General features: G+C 71.8%; 12 protein-coding genes. All 12 read left to right on the top strand.

Annotated elements, in window-relative coordinates:
• Positions 1-42 precede the first annotated feature (42 nt).
• The 12 genes from AC3CH1_RS04590 to AC3CH1_RS04535 all read left to right on the top strand — a co-directional run bounded on the left by AC3CH1_RS04590 (position 43) and on the right by AC3CH1_RS04535 (position 16,329).
• Positions 43-1,077 carry a substrate-binding domain-containing protein gene (locus AC3CH1_RS04590; protein WP_137228885.1) on the top strand — a complete coding sequence of 345 codons (1,035 nt, stop codon included), beginning with the start codon at positions 43-45 and terminating at the stop codon, positions 1,075-1,077.
• 71 nt (positions 1,078-1,148) lie between these two features.
• A complete protein-coding gene (locus tag AC3CH1_RS04585) occupies positions 1,149-2,393 on the top strand; it encodes a Gfo/Idh/MocA family protein (RefSeq protein WP_488461670.1) in 1,245 nt (414 codons plus the stop codon).
• Between the two features lie 6 nt (positions 2,394-2,399).
• Positions 2,400-3,404, top strand: coding sequence for a sugar phosphate isomerase/epimerase family protein (locus AC3CH1_RS04580; protein ID WP_488461669.1), 1,005 nt, complete (start codon positions 2,400-2,402; stop codon positions 3,402-3,404).
• A gap of 289 nt (positions 3,405-3,693) precedes the next feature.
• Positions 3,694-7,413: a ThuA domain-containing protein gene (locus tag AC3CH1_RS04575; RefSeq protein ID WP_488461668.1), complete on the top strand. Its 3,720-nt coding sequence runs from the start codon at positions 3,694-3,696 to the stop codon at positions 7,411-7,413.
• Between the two features lie 93 nt (positions 7,414-7,506).
• A complete protein-coding gene (locus AC3CH1_RS04570) occupies positions 7,507-8,778 on the top strand; it encodes an inositol-3-phosphate synthase (protein ID WP_488461667.1) in 1,272 nt (423 codons plus the stop codon).
• Positions 8,775-10,175, top strand: a complete 1,401-nt coding sequence (locus tag AC3CH1_RS04565) for an SCO3242 family prenyltransferase (protein ID WP_488461666.1) — start codon at positions 8,775-8,777, stop codon at positions 10,173-10,175. The genes AC3CH1_RS04570 and AC3CH1_RS04565 overlap by 4 nt, the downstream gene beginning before the upstream one ends.
• A complete protein-coding gene (locus tag AC3CH1_RS04560) occupies positions 10,172-11,044 on the top strand; it encodes a sugar phosphate isomerase/epimerase family protein (protein WP_488461665.1) in 873 nt (290 codons plus the stop codon). The genes AC3CH1_RS04565 and AC3CH1_RS04560 overlap by 4 nt, the downstream gene beginning before the upstream one ends.
• Positions 11,038-11,727, top strand: a complete 690-nt coding sequence (locus tag AC3CH1_RS04555; protein ID WP_488461664.1) for an EboA domain-containing protein — start codon at positions 11,038-11,040, stop codon at positions 11,725-11,727. Before AC3CH1_RS04560 ends, AC3CH1_RS04555 begins: the two co-directional genes overlap by 7 nt.
• On the top strand, positions 11,727-12,575 hold the full coding sequence (locus AC3CH1_RS04550) for a TatD family hydrolase (RefSeq protein WP_488461663.1): 849 nt from the start codon (positions 11,727-11,729) through the stop codon (positions 12,573-12,575). Before AC3CH1_RS04555 ends, AC3CH1_RS04550 begins: the two co-directional genes overlap by 1 nt.
• Before the next feature lie 7 nt (positions 12,576-12,582).
• Positions 12,583-13,758 carry a metabolite traffic protein EboE gene (eboE, locus tag AC3CH1_RS04545; RefSeq protein ID WP_488461662.1) on the top strand — a complete coding sequence of 392 codons (1,176 nt, stop codon included), beginning with the start codon at positions 12,583-12,585 and terminating at the stop codon, positions 13,756-13,758.
• Positions 13,755-15,173: an alkaline phosphatase family protein gene (locus AC3CH1_RS04540; RefSeq protein ID WP_488461661.1), complete on the top strand. Its 1,419-nt coding sequence runs from the start codon at positions 13,755-13,757 to the stop codon at positions 15,171-15,173. The genes eboE and AC3CH1_RS04540 overlap by 4 nt, the downstream gene beginning before the upstream one ends.
• A 67-nt stretch (positions 15,174-15,240) precedes the next feature.
• Positions 15,241-16,329 (top strand): sugar phosphate isomerase/epimerase family protein, encoded by a 1,089-nt coding sequence (locus AC3CH1_RS04535; RefSeq protein ID WP_488461660.1) that lies wholly within the window; start codon positions 15,241-15,243, stop codon positions 16,327-16,329.
• Positions 16,330-16,365: the final 36 nt, after the last annotated feature.

Here is a 16,365-nt window from a genome sequence, read left to right as displayed (position 1 = left end):
CCGCACCTCGTACGTACCCACCGGATGAAGGGTCAGACCGTCATGCCAGAGACCAGCCGCAGAGGGCTGCTGTTCGGAACCGCCGCCGTCTCCGCGGGCGCGCTCCTCACCGCCTGCACCAGCAACGAGCCCAAGAAGACCGAGCCCGCCGGCAACAGCGCCCCCGCCGACGACAAGCCGGGCAAGGCCGTCACCATTGGCTTCGCCGGACCGCAGGCCGACCACGGCTGGCTCAACGCGATCAACGTGAACGCCAAGTCCCGGGCGGAGACGTACTCCGACGTCACCCTGGAGATCACCGAGGGCTCCAACGACACGGCCGCCCAGATCGGCCAGGTCAAGACCCTCATCAACAAGAAGGTCGACGTCCTCGTCGTCCTCCCCGCCGACGGCAAGGCCCTCACCCAGGTCGGCCTGGAGGCCATGAGGGCGGGCATCCCCGTCGTCAACCTGGACCGCATCTTCGCCTCCCCGCAGGCCTACCGCTGCTGGGTCGGCGGCGACAACTACGGCATGGGTCTCAACGCCGGGCACTACATCGGCGAGCAGCTCAAGGACAAGCCGAACGCCAAGGTCGTCGAGCTCGCCGGGATCGACAACCTGGAGCTGACCAAGCAGCGCAGCCAGGGCTTCGCCGACGCCCTGAAGAACTACTCCAACATCAAGCTGGTGGCCCGTCAGGCAGCCGACTTCACCGTCGAGTCCGGTCAGGCGAAGATGGCCCAACTCCTCCAGGCGCAGAAGCAGTTCGACGCCCTCTGGAATCACGACGACGACCAGGGCGTCGGCGCGCTCCGCGCCATCGAGCAGGCCGGCCGCGACGAGTTCATCATGGTCGGCGGCGCCGGAGCCAAGTCCGCGATGGACGCCATCAAGGCCGACGACTCGGTGATCAAGGCCACCGTCCTCTACCCGCCGACGATGGCCGCGTCCGCGATCGACCTGGCACGGGCACTGGGCCAGGGCAAGGGCGTCAGCGGTCTCTCCGAGATGGAGATCCCGACCTCCCTGACCCTGTACTCCGCGGTCGTGACGAAGGACAACATCGACCAGTACCTGCCGACGGGCTTCAACTGACCGGGACTACGGGGGGTGCTCGGAGCGCATCCCCCGGCCCGTTACCGCACACCGACGAGGAGGAAGTCCGCATGGCCCGTAGTCAAGAGACGGAAACGCAAACCCCAGCCCCTTCGCCGCGGGAGGCGCCGGGAACGCTCGGGGTCGGCATGGTCGGATACGCGTTCATGGGCGCCGCCCACTCGCAGGGCTGGCGCACCGCCGGACACGTCTTCGACCTGCCTCTGCGACCCGCTCTCGCCGCGATCTGCGGACGCGACCGCGCGGCCGTCGACGCCGCCGCGGCCCGGCACGGCTGGGCGTCCGCGGAGACCGACTGGCGGGCACTGATCGCCCGGGACGATGTCCAGCTGATCGACATCTGCACCCCCGGCGACAGCCATGCGGAGATCGCCATCGCCGCCCTGGAGGCGGGCAAGCACGTCCTGTGCGAGAAGCCGCTCGCCAACACCGTCGCCGAGGCCGAGGCGATGGTCCGCGCCGCCGAGGCCGCCTCCGCCCGCGGGCAGGTGGCGATGGTGGGCTTCAACTACCGCAAGGTGCCCGCGATCTCCTTCGCCCGGCAGCTCATCGCCGAGGGCCGGCTCGGCCCCCTGCGCCATGTGCGCGCCACCTACCTCCAGGACTGGCTGGTGGACCCGGCCTCACCGCTCACCTGGCGGCTCAAGCGCGAGCACGCCGGGTCCGGCGCGCTCGGGGACCTCGGCGCCCACATCGTCGACCTCGCCCAGTATCTTTCGGGCGAACTGCTCACCGGGGTGTCCGCCGTGGCCGAGACCTTCGTCCGGGAGAGGCCCCTGCTCGCCGGGGCGTCCGCCGGGCTCTTGGGCAGCGCCGACACGGTGGAGCGGGGCGAGGTGACCGTCGACGACGCGGCGATCTTCACCGGCCGCCTCGCCTCCGGCGCGCTGGCCTCCTTCGAGGCGACCCGGATGGCGGCGGGACGCAAGAACGCCCTGCGTCTGGAGCTCAACGGGGAGCTGGGCTCCCTCGCCTTCGACCTGGAACGGCTCAACGAGCTGTCCTTCCACGACCACACCGAACCCGCCGCCACCGCGGGCTTCCGCCGCATCCTCGTCACCGAACCCGAGCACCCCTACCTGGAGGCCTGGTGGCCCCCGGGCCACGGACTCGGCTACGAGCACACCTTCGTCCACCAGGCCCGCGACGTGGTGAACACGATCGCCGAAGGCGTCCCTCCCGTACCGTCGTTCGCGGACGGGCTCCAGGTGCAGCGGGTGCTCGCCGCCGTGGAGGAGAGCGCCGCCAAGAACTCCGTACACACCCCGGTCCCGTCCTCGGACCTCAGGAGGTAGCCGCCCATGCCCCGCCCCTTCACCCTGTTCACCGGCCAGTGGGCCGACCTTCCGCTGGAGGAGGTCTGCAAGCACGCCCGGGACTTCGGCTACGACGGTCTCGAACTCGCCTGCTGGGGAGACCACTTCGAGGTCGACAAGGCGCTCCTGGACCCCGGATACCTGGACAGCAGGCACCAACTGCTCGACAAGTACGGGCTGAAGTGCTTCGCGATCTCCAACCACCTGGTCGGCCAAGCCGTCTGCGACAACCCGATCGACGAGCGCCACCAGGGCATCCTGCCCGCCCGCATCTGGGGCGACGGCGAGCCCGAAGGCGTACGGCAGCGGGCCGCGGCCGAGATCGCGGACACCGCCCGGGCCGCCGCCGCCTTCGGGGTGGACACGGTCATCGGCTTCACCGGCTCCTCGATCTGGCACCTCGTCGCGATGTTCCCGCCCGTCCCGCCGCACATGATCGAGCGGGGCTACGAGGACTTCGCCGAGCGCTGGAACCCGATCCTGGACGTCTTCGACGCCGAGGGGGTGCGCTTCGCCCACGAGGTGCACCCGAGCGAGATCGCGTACGACTACTGGACCACCAAGCGCGCCCTGGAAGCGGTGGACCACCGGCCCGCGTTCGGGCTGAACTTCGACCCGAGCCACTTCGTCTGGCAGGACCTGGACCCGGTGGGCTTCCTCTACGACTTCCGCGACCGGATCTACCACGTGGACTGCAAGGAGGCCCGCAAGCGCCTCGACGGGCGCAACGGCCGCCTCGGCTCGCATCTGCCGTGGGGCGACCCCCGGCGCGGCTGGGACTTCGTCTCCGCCGGCCACGGTGACGTGCCCTGGGAGGACGTCTTCCGGATGCTCCGGTCCATCGGCTACGAGGGCCCGGTCTCGGTCGAGTGGGAGGACGCCGGCATGGACCGGCTGACCGGCGCCCCGGAAGCGCTCGCCAGCCTCAAGCGGTTCGACTTCGACCCGCCGTCGGCCTCCTTCGACGCGGCCTTCGGCGGCCGGGAGTAGGACGCCCGACCAAGCCCCGGGGCGCGATCCGGTTCACGGCCCCCCAGCCCCCGGGGCTGCCTCGCGCTGCCCGAAAACTCCTTTGTCCTGGCGGAAGCAGAAGTTCGACTTACCTGTTGCACAAGGGCTTTCCGTCGAGGACGAACAGGTCTACCGTCCATTTCGTGTACACGACATGACTCGCGTCACCGGGGTCGCTCCCCTCCCCGGTGACGCATGCGCGGCAGTCCCCGCGCGGCACGGCACGGCTACACCCGCCCGTACAACCGGCACTCTCCGGAGGACCTACGTGCACAGAACCAGAAAGCGGCTCCTGGCCCGGACCCGCGTCCGCAAATCGCTCGCGCTGTTCACCGGCGGCCTGCTCGCCGCCGCCACCCTGACCCTCGGTTCCGCCCCCGGCGCCACCGCCCACCCGGGACACCCCGGGCACGACGAGCCCGTGGCGGAGGACTTCCAGCAGGTCACCCTGGCCAAGGGCGCCGAGGAGACCGGCGAGCCCATGTCGCTCGCCGTCCTCCCCGACCGCAGCGTGCTGCACACCTCGCGCGGCGGCGAACTGCGGATCACCGACAGCGTCGGCAACACCAAGATCTCCGGCACCCTCCCCGTGTACACGCACGACGAGGAAGGCCTCCAAGGCGTCGGCGTCGACCCCGACTTCGCCGAGAACCGCGCGATCTACCTCTTCTACGCACCGCCGATGGACACTCCCGCGGGCGACGCCCCGGAGACCGGCACCGCAGCCGACTTCGCGAAGTTCGAGGGCGTCAACCGGCTCTCCCGCTTCGTCCTCAACGAGGACGGCACCCTCGACACCGCCAGCGAGAAGAAGGTCCTGGACGTCGCCACCTCGCGCGGCACCTGCTGCCACGTCGGCGGCGACATCGACTTCGACGCCGAGGGCAACCTCTACCTCTCCACCGGCGACGACACCAACCCCTTCGCCTCCGACGGCTTCACCCCGATCGACGAACGCCCCGACCGCAACCCGGCGTTCGACGCCCGCCGCACCTCGGGAAACACCAACGACCTGCGCGGCAAGATCCTGCGCATCAAGGTCGCCGAGGACGGCTCGTACACCGTTCCGGAGGGGAACCTCTTCGCGCCCGGGACGGACAAGACGCGCCCCGAGATCTACGCGATGGGCTTCCGCAACCCCTTCCGCTTCTCCGTCGACCAGGCCACCGGCACCGTGTACGTCGGCGACTACGGCCCCGACGCCGGCGCGGCCGACCCCAAGCGCGGACCGGCCGGGAAGGTCGAGTTCGCCCGGGTGACGAAGGCCGCCAACTTCGGCTGGCCCTTCTGCGTCGGCGACAACGAGCCGTACATCGACTACGACTTCTCCACCAAGGCATCGGGCGCCGCCTTCGACTGCGCCGCCCCGAAGAACGAGTCGCCGCACAACACCGGGCTCGTCGACCTGCCGCCGGCCGAGGCCGCGTGGATCCCGTACGACGGTGGCTCCGTGCCCGAGTTCGGCACCGGCTCCGAGTCCCCGATGGGCGGACCCGTCTACCGCTACGACGCGGACCTGGACTCCCCGGTGAAGTTCCCCGAGGCCTACGACGGCGACTTCTTCGCCGGTGAGTTCGGCCGCCAGTGGATCAAGCGCATCGAGCAGGACGTCGACGGCGGCGTCCAGTCCATCAACGACGTCCCGTGGTCCGGCACCCAGATCATGGACATGGCCTTCGGCCCCGACGGAGCCCTGTACGTCCTCGACTACGGCCTCGCCTGGTTCGGCGGCGACGAGAACTCCGCGCTCTACCGCATCGAGAACGCCACCGGAGGCCGCTCGCCCATCGCCGAGGCCTCGGCGAACAAGACCTCGGGCACCGCGCCCCTGAAGGTGAGGTTCTCCTCGGCCGGCACCGCCGACGGCGACGACGACCCGCTCACCTACGCCTGGGACTTCGGGGACGGCGGAACGTCCACCGCCGCCAACCCGACGTACACGTACAAGAAGAACGGCACCTACACCGCCACGGTCACCGCCAAGGACCCGACCGGCCGCACCGGCTCCGCCAGCGTCCATGTCACCGTCGGCAACACCGCCCCGACCGTGGAGCTGGAACTCCCCGAGGACGGGCAGCTCTTCGAGTTCGGTGACGCCGTGCCGTTCAAGGTGAACGTCAGCGACCCTGAGGACGGGACCATCGACTGCACCAAGGTCGAGGTCAAGTTCACCCTGGGTCACGACAGCCACGGCCACGACATCACCACCGAGCACGGCTGCGAGGGCACCATCAAGACCGCCATGGAAGGCGGCCACGACCCCAACGCCAACATCTACGGCGGCATCTCGGCCTCCTACACCGACAACGGCGGTGGCGGCCAGGCCAAGCTGACCGGCAAGGACGCCTCCCGGCTCCAGCCCAAGCACCGCCAGGCCGAGCACTTCGACGCCTCCTCCGGCGTCACCACACCGGCCAAGTCGAGCGCCCACGGCGGCAAGACCGTCGGCGACATCCACAACGACGACTGGATCTCCTTCAAGACGTACGTCCTGGGCGGCACCACCAAGCTCACCGCCCGCGTCTCGTCGGCCGGCACCGGCGGCTTCCTGGAAGTGCGCACCGGATCGCCCACCGGCAAGATCCTCGGCTCGGGACCCGTCCCGGTGACCGGCAGTTGGGACACCTTCCAGGACATCGACATCCCGCTGCGCGGTGCGCCCAAGAAGCAGGCCGAACTCTTCCTGGTCTTCAAGGGCGGCGACGGAGCGCTCTACGACGTCGACGACTTCGAACTGTCCAACACCCCCGTCGACAGGACAGCCAAGCGCGTCCTGGTCTTCTCCAAGACCGCCGGCTTCCGCCACGACTCGATCCCCACGGGCATCGCGGCCCTGAAGGAGATCGGCAAGGACACCAACATCACGGTCGACTCCACCGAGTCCGCCGCCCAGTTCACCACCAGCAACCTGGCCCGCTACGACGCCGTCGCGTTCCTCTCCACCACCGGAGACGTCCTCAACGCCGAGCAGCAGAAGGCGTTCGAGAACTACGTCGCCACCGGCGGCGGCTACGTCGGCATCCACGCCGCCGCCGACACCGAGTACGACTGGAAGTTCTACGGGGGCCTCGTCGGCGCCTACTTCGACTCCCACCCGCAGATCCAGCCCGCCACCGTCCGCGTCGAGGACCACGACCACCCCGCCACCGCCCACCTGGACGAGGAGTGGGAGCGCACCGACGAGTGGTACAACTACGGCACCAACCCCCGGGACAACGCCAAGGTCCTCGCCACACTCGACGAGACCACCTACACCGGCGGGAACATGAAGGGCGATCACCCGATCTCCTGGTGCCAGACCTACGAGGGCGGCCGCTCCTTCTACACCGGGCTCGGCCACACCAAGGAGTCCTACGCCGAGTCGGCCTTCCGCAGCCACGTGCTGGGCGGCCTGCGCTACGCCACCGGCCAGGTCAAGGCCGACTGCAAGCCGGACAAGGACTACCGGCCGATCTTCAACGGCAAGACGCTGGAAGGCTGGAAGCAGGCGGGCCCGGGGAAGTTCTCCGTCAGTGACGGCGCCCTGCACTCCGAGGGCGGCATGGGTCTGCTCACCTACCAGGCCAAGGAGCTGAAGTCGTACTCGCTGAAGCTCGACTGGAAGATGACCGGCGACGACAACTCCGGCATCTTCGTGGGCTTCCCGGAGTCCGACGACCCGTGGTCGGCGGTCAACAACGGGTATGAGATACAGATCGACGCCACCGACGCCGCCGACCGCACCACCGGCGCCGTCTACACCTTCAAGTCCGCCAACATCAAGGCCCGCGACCGCGTCCTGCGGCCGCCGGGCCAGTGGAACAGCTACGAGATCAAGGTGCAGGGCGAACGTCTGCAGATCTTCCTCAACGGAGCGAAGATCAACGACTTCACCAACACCGACCCCGCCCGCAGCCTGAAGGACGGCTACATCGGCCTCCAGAACCACGGAGCCGACGACCAGGTGTCCTTCCGCAACATCCAACTGAAGGAGCTGCCCTCGCAGTAGGGCGGCCGCCACTGCCGACGACGGGCGGGGGAAGCACACACCCTTCCCCCGCCCGTCGTCCTCCACCCCCGACATCCCCCAGGGAGGCAGCCCGTGACCGCACGCGCCGATCGTCAAGGCCGAACCGACGCCCCAGGCCGCAACGACGCCCCTGAGGCGTGTTTCGAAACCCCCGCCGAGCCCGCCCTCCGGGCGGACTCCGCTACCTTCGAAACACGCCCCAGCCCTTCGGAGGCCACCGGCCCCGACGGAGCCGCGGGCCGCACCGGCGTCTGGTTCATCGGAGCACGCGGCTCCGTGGCGACCACCGCCACCGCGGGCTGCGCCGCCATCGCCGCGGGCCTGCACCCGCCGACCGGCATGGTCACCGAGACGCCCCCCTTCGCCGACAGCGGCCTGCCCGCCCTGACCAGCCTGGTCTTCGGCGGCCACGACACCCTCGACTGCCCGCTCGCCAAGCGGGCCGAGGCCCTCGCCGACGGCGGGGTACTGCCGTACGGACTGCCCTCCGCCGTACGCGCCGAACTCGGCGCCGCCGACGCGGAGATCCGCCCCGGCGGACCGCTCCCCGGCGACACCCGCACCGATCAGGAGCTCATCGCCGCGTTCGCCGCCGACCTCACCGACTTCGCCCACCGCCACGGTCTGGCCCGCACCGTCGTCGTCAACGTCGCCTCCACCGAACCCGCGCCAGGACCCGACGACACCCGGCTGCCCGCCAGCTCGCTCTACGCCGCCGCCGCCCTGCGGGCCGGCTGCTCCTACGCCAACTTCACCCCCTCCACCGGCCTGCGCACCCCCGCGCTCACCGACACCGTCGCCTCCAGCGGACTTCCCCACGCCGGACGCGACGGCAAGACCGGCCAGACGCTGCTCCGTTCCGTGCTCGCCCCGATGTTCCTCCAGCGCGCCCTCACCGTACGGGCGTGGTCCGGATCGAACCTCCTGGGCGGCGGCGACGGAGCGGCGCTGGCCGATCCGGCGGCCGCCGCGGCCAAGAACGCCGGCAAGGAGCGCGTCCTCGCCGACACCTTCGGCGCCGCCCCCGAGGGCGAGGTGCACATCGACGACGTGCCCGCGATGGGGGACTGGAAGACCGCCTGGGACCACATCGCCTTCGACGGCTTCCTCGGCTCCCGCATGATCCTCCAGACCATCTGGCAGGGCTGTGACTCGGCGCTCGCCGCCCCACTGGTCCTGGACCTGGCACGGCTGCTCGCCCGCGCCCACGAGAAGGGGATCAGCGGCCCCCTGCCGGAGCTCGGCTTCTACTTCAAGGACCCGGACGGCGGCACGTCGGCGGCGCTCGCCGAGCAGTACGCCACGTTGCTCACCTTCGCCGAGCGGCTGCGGGACCAGCCGTGAGGTGGCGACGGAACGCCCTCCGGGCCGCACTCGCCTCGGCCCTGCCGGCACTCCCGGCCGGGCGGGCGAACGGTGTCGCACACGGCGTGAGAACGACCGCCGTGACCGATGATCGTCTGTCCGGTGCCGGCGGGACTGCGCCCGCACCGGACAGGCCCGAACCTCCCACCACGGGCCGGAACGGGGAACGAGGCGCGGACGCAGGCCCGGACCGGCCCGACCGGACAGCCGACCGGGGCGCGCCCCGGGAGCGCCTGCGGGCCTGGGCGGAACTGCTGCGGGTCTCCGCCCTGTTCTCCGTGCCCGGGGACGCCCTGGCGGGTGCGGCGGCGGTGGGCCGCCGGCCCGGCCGGGGCACCGCCCTGGCGATGGGCGCGTCCCTGTGCCTGTACGAGGCCGGGATGGCCCTCAACGACTGGGCCGACCGCGACGAGGACGCCGTGGACCGCCCGCACCGCCCGATCCCCTCGGGCCGGATCAGCCCGGCGGCGGCCCTGGGCGCGGCCGGGGTGCTGACCGCGGCGGGCCTCGCCCTGGCGGCCCGGGCCGGCCGCCCCGCGCTGACCGTCGCCACGGGCCTGGCCGCCACGGTCTGGGCCTACGACCTGCACCTGAAGCACACGAAGGCGGGCCCGGCGGCCATGGCGGCGGCCCGCTCACTGGACCTGCTGCTGGGCGCGACGGCCACGGCGCCGGTGACGGGGCCCGGCTCGCCGGGCGGGGGAGGCCGGCCCGACAACGTTGCCGGAGCGACGGCCCGGGGAGGGGCCCCGTCGGCAGGCGCGACCCCGGCAGCGGCGCGCGGCGCGGCGACATTGGCTCCGGCGCGCGGCGGCCTGGCGGCATGCCTGCCCGCCCTGCCCGCCGCCCTGGTGCTCGGGGCCCACACCTACGGTGTCACCGCCGTATCGCGCCACGAGGCGCAGGGCGGTTCCACCGGCGCCCCGCTCGCGGTCCTGGCCACGACGACGGCACTCGCGGCAGCGGTGCTGCGGGAGTCCCGGGGACAGGTCCCCGACCGGCCCGGTGCGACGAGGGCCGACACCGACGCCAAGGCCTACACCCACGCAGGCACCGACGCCGGAGCCAAGGCCCACGCCTACGCCGTCGCGCGGCGTCTCGACACAGGTCCGCTCGGCAAGGTCACCGACCCCGTCCGGCTCCTGGTCATCGCGCTCACCGGCGCCTACCTCCGTACCGCCGGGCCACCCCTCCTGCACGCCGCGCTCAACCCGTCCCCGCCGCTGACCCAGCGCGCGGTCGGCGGAGGCATCCGGGCCATGATCCCGCTCCAGGCCGCGCTCGCCGCCCGCGCCGGGGCGCCCGTCACCGCTCTCGCCGTCATGGGCCTCGTCCCCCTCGCCCGCAGCCTCTCCCGGAAGGTGAGCCCCACATGACCCTCCACCTCGGATACGGCACCAACGGGCTCACCGACCTCCGCCTCGACGACGCCCTCGGCCTCCTCGCCGACCTCGGCTACGAAGGCGTCGGCCTGACCCTCGACCACATGCACCTGGATCCCATGGCCCCGGACCTCTCCGAGCGCACCCGCCGGGTCCGCCGCCGGCTCGCCTCCCTCGGCCTCCGGGTCACCGTGGAGACCGGTGCCCGTTACGTCCTCGACCCGCGCCGCAAGCACGGCCCCTCCCTCCTCGACCCGGATCCCGACGCCCGGGCCGCCCGCACCGCGCTGCTGGTCCGCGCCGTCGACGTGGCCGCCGAACTCGGCGCGCACGCCGTCCACTGCTTCAGCGGCATCACCCCGCCCGGCGCCTCGCCGGACACCGCGTGGAAACGGCTCACCGAAGCGCTCGCCCCCGTCCTCGAAGCCGCCGACCGGTCCGGCGTTCCCCTCGCCATCGAGCCCGAACCCGGTCATCTCCTCGCCACCCTCGCCGACTTCCACCACCTGCGCGGACTGCTCGGCGACCCGGGCCCGCTCGGCCTCACCCTCGACATCGGCCACTGCCAGTGCCTTGAGGAGGCGACGCTTCTGGAGTGCGTCGAGGCGTCCGCCCCCTGGCTCCGGCACGTCCAGATCGAGGACATGCGGCGCGGAGTCCACGAACACCTCCCGTTCGGCGAGGGGGAGATCGACTTCCCGCCCGTGCTCGCCGCCCTGGCCGCATCGGACTACCGGGGCCTCACCGTCGTCGAGCTGCCCCGTCACTCCCACGCGGGCCCCGAGCTGGCCCGCACCTCGATCGACTTCCTGCGCGACGCCATGACGCGCGGTACCGCGCCCCAGGGAGCCGCCCCGTGCTGAAGTCCCGCGAGGAACTCGACGCCGAACTCGGCGGAGCCGCCCGGGCCTGGCTCGACGAGGCCCTGGCCGAGGCCGCCAACGACGAGGCCACACCCGACGCCCCCGGCCGGGCGGCGGCCGGCCCGTACACCTCCCCTCCCTGGGAACTGCGCTACGCCGCCGCCGGCCGGCACTGCGGCCTTGAGCACGCCGACTCCGTACGCTCCCTCCTCCTCGTCGAGGCACGCGCCACGCTCCCCTCCGTCACCCGGCTCTACGAACAGGGCACCGCTGCCGAACGCCGCGCCGTCCTGCTCACCCTGCACCGCCTCGACCTCGGCTCCACCGCGCTCCCGCTCGTCGAGGACGCCCTGCGTACCAACGACACCCGCCTGGTCGCCGCGGCCGTCGGCCCCTACGCCGCCGACCACCTGGACACCCACGCCTGGCGGCACGCCGTCCTGAAGTGCCTGTTCACCGAGGTGCCGGTCGCGGCGGTCGCCCGGCTCGGCGACCGGGCCCGGGAAGACGCGGAGCTCGCCCGCATGCTCGGCGACTTCGCCGCCGAACGCACCGCAGCCGGCCGCGCCGTACCCGAAGACCTGCGCACGGTCCTCGACCTCACCGCCCCGGCCGACACGGGCGCCCACCGGGCCCCGCCGACCGCGGCTCCCGCAGCCCCCGCCCCCACGGAGGAGTCCTGATGCGCATCTTCGACCCCCACATCCACATGACCTCCCGCACCACCGACGACTACCGGGCGATGTACGACGCGGGGGTCCGCGCGCTCGTCGAACCCTCCTTCTGGCTCGGCCAGCCCCGCACCTCGCCCGCCAGCTTCTTCGACTACTTCGACGCGCTCCTCGGCTGGGAGCCCTTCCGCGCCTCCCAGTACGGCATCGCGCACCACTGCACGCTCGCCCTGAACCCCAAAGAGGCGAACGACCCGCGCTGCACCCCGGTCCTGGACGCGCTGCCCCGCTACCTCGAGAAGGACGGGGTCGTCGCCGTCGGCGAGATCGGCTACGACTCCATGACCCCGGCCGAGGACCACGCCCTGGCTGCCCAGCTTCAGCTCGCCGCCGACCACGGGCTGCCCGCCCTCGTCCACACCCCGCACCGCGACAAGCTCGCCGGTCTGCACCGCACCATCGACGTCATCCGCGAATCGAACCTCCCCCCGGAGCACGTCCTGCTCGACCACCTCAATGAGACAACGGTAAAGGCCGCCACCGACAGCGGGTGCTGGGCCGGCTTCTCCATCTACCCGGACACCAAGATGGACGAGGACCGGATGGTCACCATCCTCCAGAACCACGGCACCGAGAAGATGATCGTCAACTCGGCCGCCGACTGGGGGAACAGCGACCCCCTCAAGACCCGCAAGGTCGCCGACGCCATGCTGAAGGCCGGGTTCACCGAGGACGACGTCGACCAGGTGCTGTGGCGCAACCCGGTCGCCTTCTACGGCCAGAGCGGCCGCCTCCACCTCGACGTCCCGGCCCCCGATCCACTCCACGAGGGCAACTCCATCCTGCGCGGCGGGGAGTGAGGCGGCCATGCGCTTCCGCCACCCGGACGGCTCGACGGTCCACCTCGCCTACTGCACCAACGTCCATCCCGCCGAAACCCTCGACGGCGTCCGCGCCCAGCTCCGGGACCACTGCGAACCCGTCCGCCGGCGACTCGGCCGGGACCGGCTCGGCATCGGCCTCTGGCTCGCCCGGGACGCGGCCCGCGCCCTGATCAACGACCCCGCCGAACTCCGCGCACTGCGCGCCGAGCTCGACAGCCGCGGCCTGGAAGTGGTCACCCTCAACGGCTTCCCCTACGAGGGATTCGGCGCCGACGAGGTCAAGTACCGGGTCTACCGGCCGGACTGGACCGAACCCGACCGCCTGGCCCACACCACCGACCTCGCCCGCCTCCTGGCCGCCCTCCTCCCGGACGACGTCACCGAAGGCACCATCTCCACCCTGCCGCTCGCCTGGCGCACCCCCTACGACGGGGACCCCGAGGCGGCCCGCACCGCACGCGCCGCCCTCACCACACTCGCCCAGCGCCTCGACGCCCTGGCCGAGATGACCGGCAAGTCCATCCGCGTCGGCCTCGAACCGGAACCGGGCTGCACGGTCGAGACGACCGCCGACGCCATCGGCCCGCTCACTGCCGTGGCCCACGACCGGATCGGGATCTGCGTCGACACCTGCCACCTCGCCACCTCCTTCGAGGACCCCGGCACCGCGCTCGACGCCCTGGCCGCCGCCGGCATCCGCGTCGTCAAGTCCCAGCTCTCCGCCGCCCTGCACGCCGACCACCCCCACCTGCCCGAGGTCCGCACCGCGCTCGCCGCGTTCGCCGAACCCCGCTTCCTGCACCAGACCCGCACCAGCACCGCCGCGGGGCTGCGCGGCACCGACGACCTGGACGAAGCCGTCACCGGCCGGGCCCTCCCGGACAGCACCCCCTGGCGGGCCCACTTCCACGTACCGCTCCACACACCCCCGGCGCCGCCGCTGACCTCGACGCTGCCCGTGCTCCGCGACACGCTCGCCCGGCTCGTCGGCGGACCCGTGCCCCTGACCCCGCACCTGGAGGTGGAGACGTACACCTGGCAGGCGCTGCCCGCCGAACTGCGCCCCCGCACCCGCACCCAGCTCGCCGACGGCATCGCCGCCGAACTCACCCTCGCCCGCGACCTCCTGGTCGACCTCGGCCTCAAGGAACTGCCATGAGCGCTCCCGAACCCGGCACGGAAACCGCACAGGAGAACGGCGGCCCCACCCCCCTCCTGGTCCTCGACGTCGTCGGCCTCACCCCGCAGCTCCTGGCCCACATGCCGAACCTCCGGGCCATGGGGGAGCAGGGCGCGAGAGCGCCGCTCTCCACCGTCCTGCCGGCCGTCACCTGCGCCGCCCAGTCGACCTTCCTCACCGGCACGATGCCCGCAGAACACGGCATCGTCGCCAACGGCTGGTACTTCCGCGAGCTGGGCGACGTCCTGCTCTGGCGCCAGCACAACGGGCTCGTCGAGGGCGACAAACTGTGGGACGCGGCCCGCCGCGCCCACCCCGGCTACACCGTCGCCAACATCTGCTGGTGGTACGCCATGGGCGCCGACACCGACTGGACGGTCACCCCGCGCCCCGTCTACTACGCCGACGGCCGCAAGGAACCCGACTGCTACACCCGGCCCCCCGCCCTGCACGACGAACTCACCGACAGACTCGGCACGTTCCCCCTCTTCCACTTCTGGGGCCCCGGCGCCGACCTCGTCTCCTCCCAGTGGATCATCGACGCGACCCGCCACATCATCGCCACCCGCACCCCCGACCTCGCCCTCTGCTACCTGCCCCACCTCGACTACGACCTCCAGCGCCACGGCCCCGACGACCCCCGCTCCCACCGGGCCGCCGCCGACCTCGACCGGGCCATCGCCCCACTCCTGGCCGACGCCCGCGCCGAGGGACGTACCGTCGTCGCCCTCTCCGAATACGGCATCACCCGCGTCGACCGCCCCGTCGACATCAACCGCGCCCTGCGCCGGGCGGGCCTCCTGGAGGTCCACACCCAGGACGGCATGGAATACCTGGACCCGATGACCTCCCGGGCCTTCGCCGTCGCCGACCACCAGCTCGCCCACGTCTACGTACGCCGCCCCGAGGACCTGGAAGCGACCCGGGCGGCCCTCGCCGACCTGCCCGGCATCGAGCAACTCCTCGACGACCAGGGCAAGAAGGCGCACCACCTGGACCACCCCCGCTCCGGCGAACTGGTCGCCATCGCGGAGAAGGACGCCTGGTTCACGTACTACTACTGGCTCGACGACGCCCGCGCCCCCGACTTCGCCCAGCTCGTCGAGATCCACCGCAAACCCGGCTACGACCCCGTCGAGCTCTTCATGGACCCCCAGGACCCCTACGTCCGGGTCAAGGCCGTCTCGGCGGTCGCCCGCAAGAAGCTCGGCATGCGCTACCGCATGGCGGTCGTCCCCCTGGACCCCTCACCTATTCGCGGCAGCCACGGCCGCCTCCCCGAGAGCGACGACGAAGGTCCGCTCATTCTCTGCTCCACCCCCCACGCGTTCACCGACCGGGTCAGGGCCACCGAAGTGAAGTCCCTGCTCCTCCAGCTTGCCGGACTGCACTGACATTCCCCGTCACGCGCCCGGCACCGCACCACTCACCCCGTCAGGCCAGCAAGGGAGACACCCGAACATGAGCCGCACCTCCAAGGACACCGAACTCGCCCGCAGACTGAGCCGCCGCAACATCCTCGGTGTCGCCGCCGGAGCCACCGCCGCCACCATCATCGGCACGGCGAGCGCCCAGGCCGACAGCCGCGACCGAGGCCAGGGACACGGCAACGGCCACGGCCACGGGCATGACCACGGGCACGGCAAGGGCAAGGGCAAGCCCGTCCTGCCGCCCGGGCGCCTCGGCATCCAGCTCTACAGCCTCCGCGACCAGATCTCCACGCTGGGCTTCGCGCCGGTCTTCGCCGAACTGGAGAAGTACGGCTACGACGAGATCGAGCTCGCGGGCTACACCCAGGGCTCGGCCGGTCCCATCACCCTGGCCCAGCTCAAGCGGCTGGCCCGGGATCACGGCCTCAACCCGATCGGCAGCCACGTCGGCTACTACGACGACAACAACCCCGGCGCGTACACCTTCGCCCAGAACCTGGAGAAGGTCCTCGACGACGCCCAGGCGCTCGGCCTCAAGCACATCGGCACGGCCTCGGGCCCGTTCCGCTACGGCTCCACGGTCGACGGCTGGAAGCGGGCCGCGGAGGAGTTCAACACCTACGGGGCGGCCGCCCGCAAGCGCGGCATGAAGTTCTACCAGCACAACCACGCCGAGGAGTTCTCCTTCGCGACCGACAAGCCGAACGTACGCCTCTACGACGTCCTGCTCGCCGAGACCGACCCGGACCTCGTCTACCTGGAGCTGGACATCTACTGGGCCTACTGCGCGCAGTTCCGCTTCAGCAAGCGCGTGGACGGCAGCCCAGCCCCGCTCGACCCGCTGAAGTACGTCCTGAAGCACCCGGACCGCTACCCGCTCTTCCACGTCAAGGACGGCGTCCGCGACGAGACGACCCGCGACGGCTACCGCATGTCGGACGTGGGCGACGGGGACATCGACTACAAGACGTTCCTGTCCAAGGTCACCGGCCGCACCCACCGCGGCCGGAGCTACCACCACTGGCAGGCGGAGCACGACAACCCGGTCGCGTCGCTCGCGTTCGCCCGCAAGTCGAGCGAGCACCTGCACTCGCTGCGTGAGGGCCGCTGCGCCGACTGACGCGTGCCGACCGACGCGTTAAGCCCGGACCGCCGG

It is taken from the genome of Streptomyces sp. MGP-P1 (assembly GCF_057766565.1).
Note: the sequence above shows the minus strand (reverse complement) of the source record. Positions and strands in the feature narration are given on the sequence as shown.

Bases quoted from the DNA above. Each gene is read 5' to 3' on its own strand.
- AC3CH1_RS04590 (WP_137228885.1), top strand. From the start codon at position 43: ATGCCAGAGACCAGCCGCAGAGGGCTGCTGTTCGGAACCGCCGCCGTC.
- AC3CH1_RS04585 (WP_488461670.1), top strand. From the start codon at position 1,149: ATGGCCCGTAGTCAAGAGACGGAAACGCAAACCCCAGCCCCTTCGCCG.
- AC3CH1_RS04580 (WP_488461669.1), top strand. From the start codon at position 2,400: ATGCCCCGCCCCTTCACCCTGTTCACCGGCCAGTGGGCCGACCTTCCG.
- AC3CH1_RS04560 (WP_488461665.1), top strand. From the start codon at position 10,172: ATGACCCTCCACCTCGGATACGGCACCAACGGGCTCACCGACCTCCGC.
- AC3CH1_RS04550 (WP_488461663.1), top strand. From the start codon at position 11,727: ATGCGCATCTTCGACCCCCACATCCACATGACCTCCCGCACCACCGAC.
- eboE (WP_488461662.1), top strand. From the start codon at position 12,583: ATGCGCTTCCGCCACCCGGACGGCTCGACGGTCCACCTCGCCTACTGC.
- AC3CH1_RS04540 (WP_488461661.1), top strand. From the start codon at position 13,755: ATGAGCGCTCCCGAACCCGGCACGGAAACCGCACAGGAGAACGGCGGC.
- AC3CH1_RS04535 (WP_488461660.1), top strand. From the start codon at position 15,241: ATGAGCCGCACCTCCAAGGACACCGAACTCGCCCGCAGACTGAGCCGC.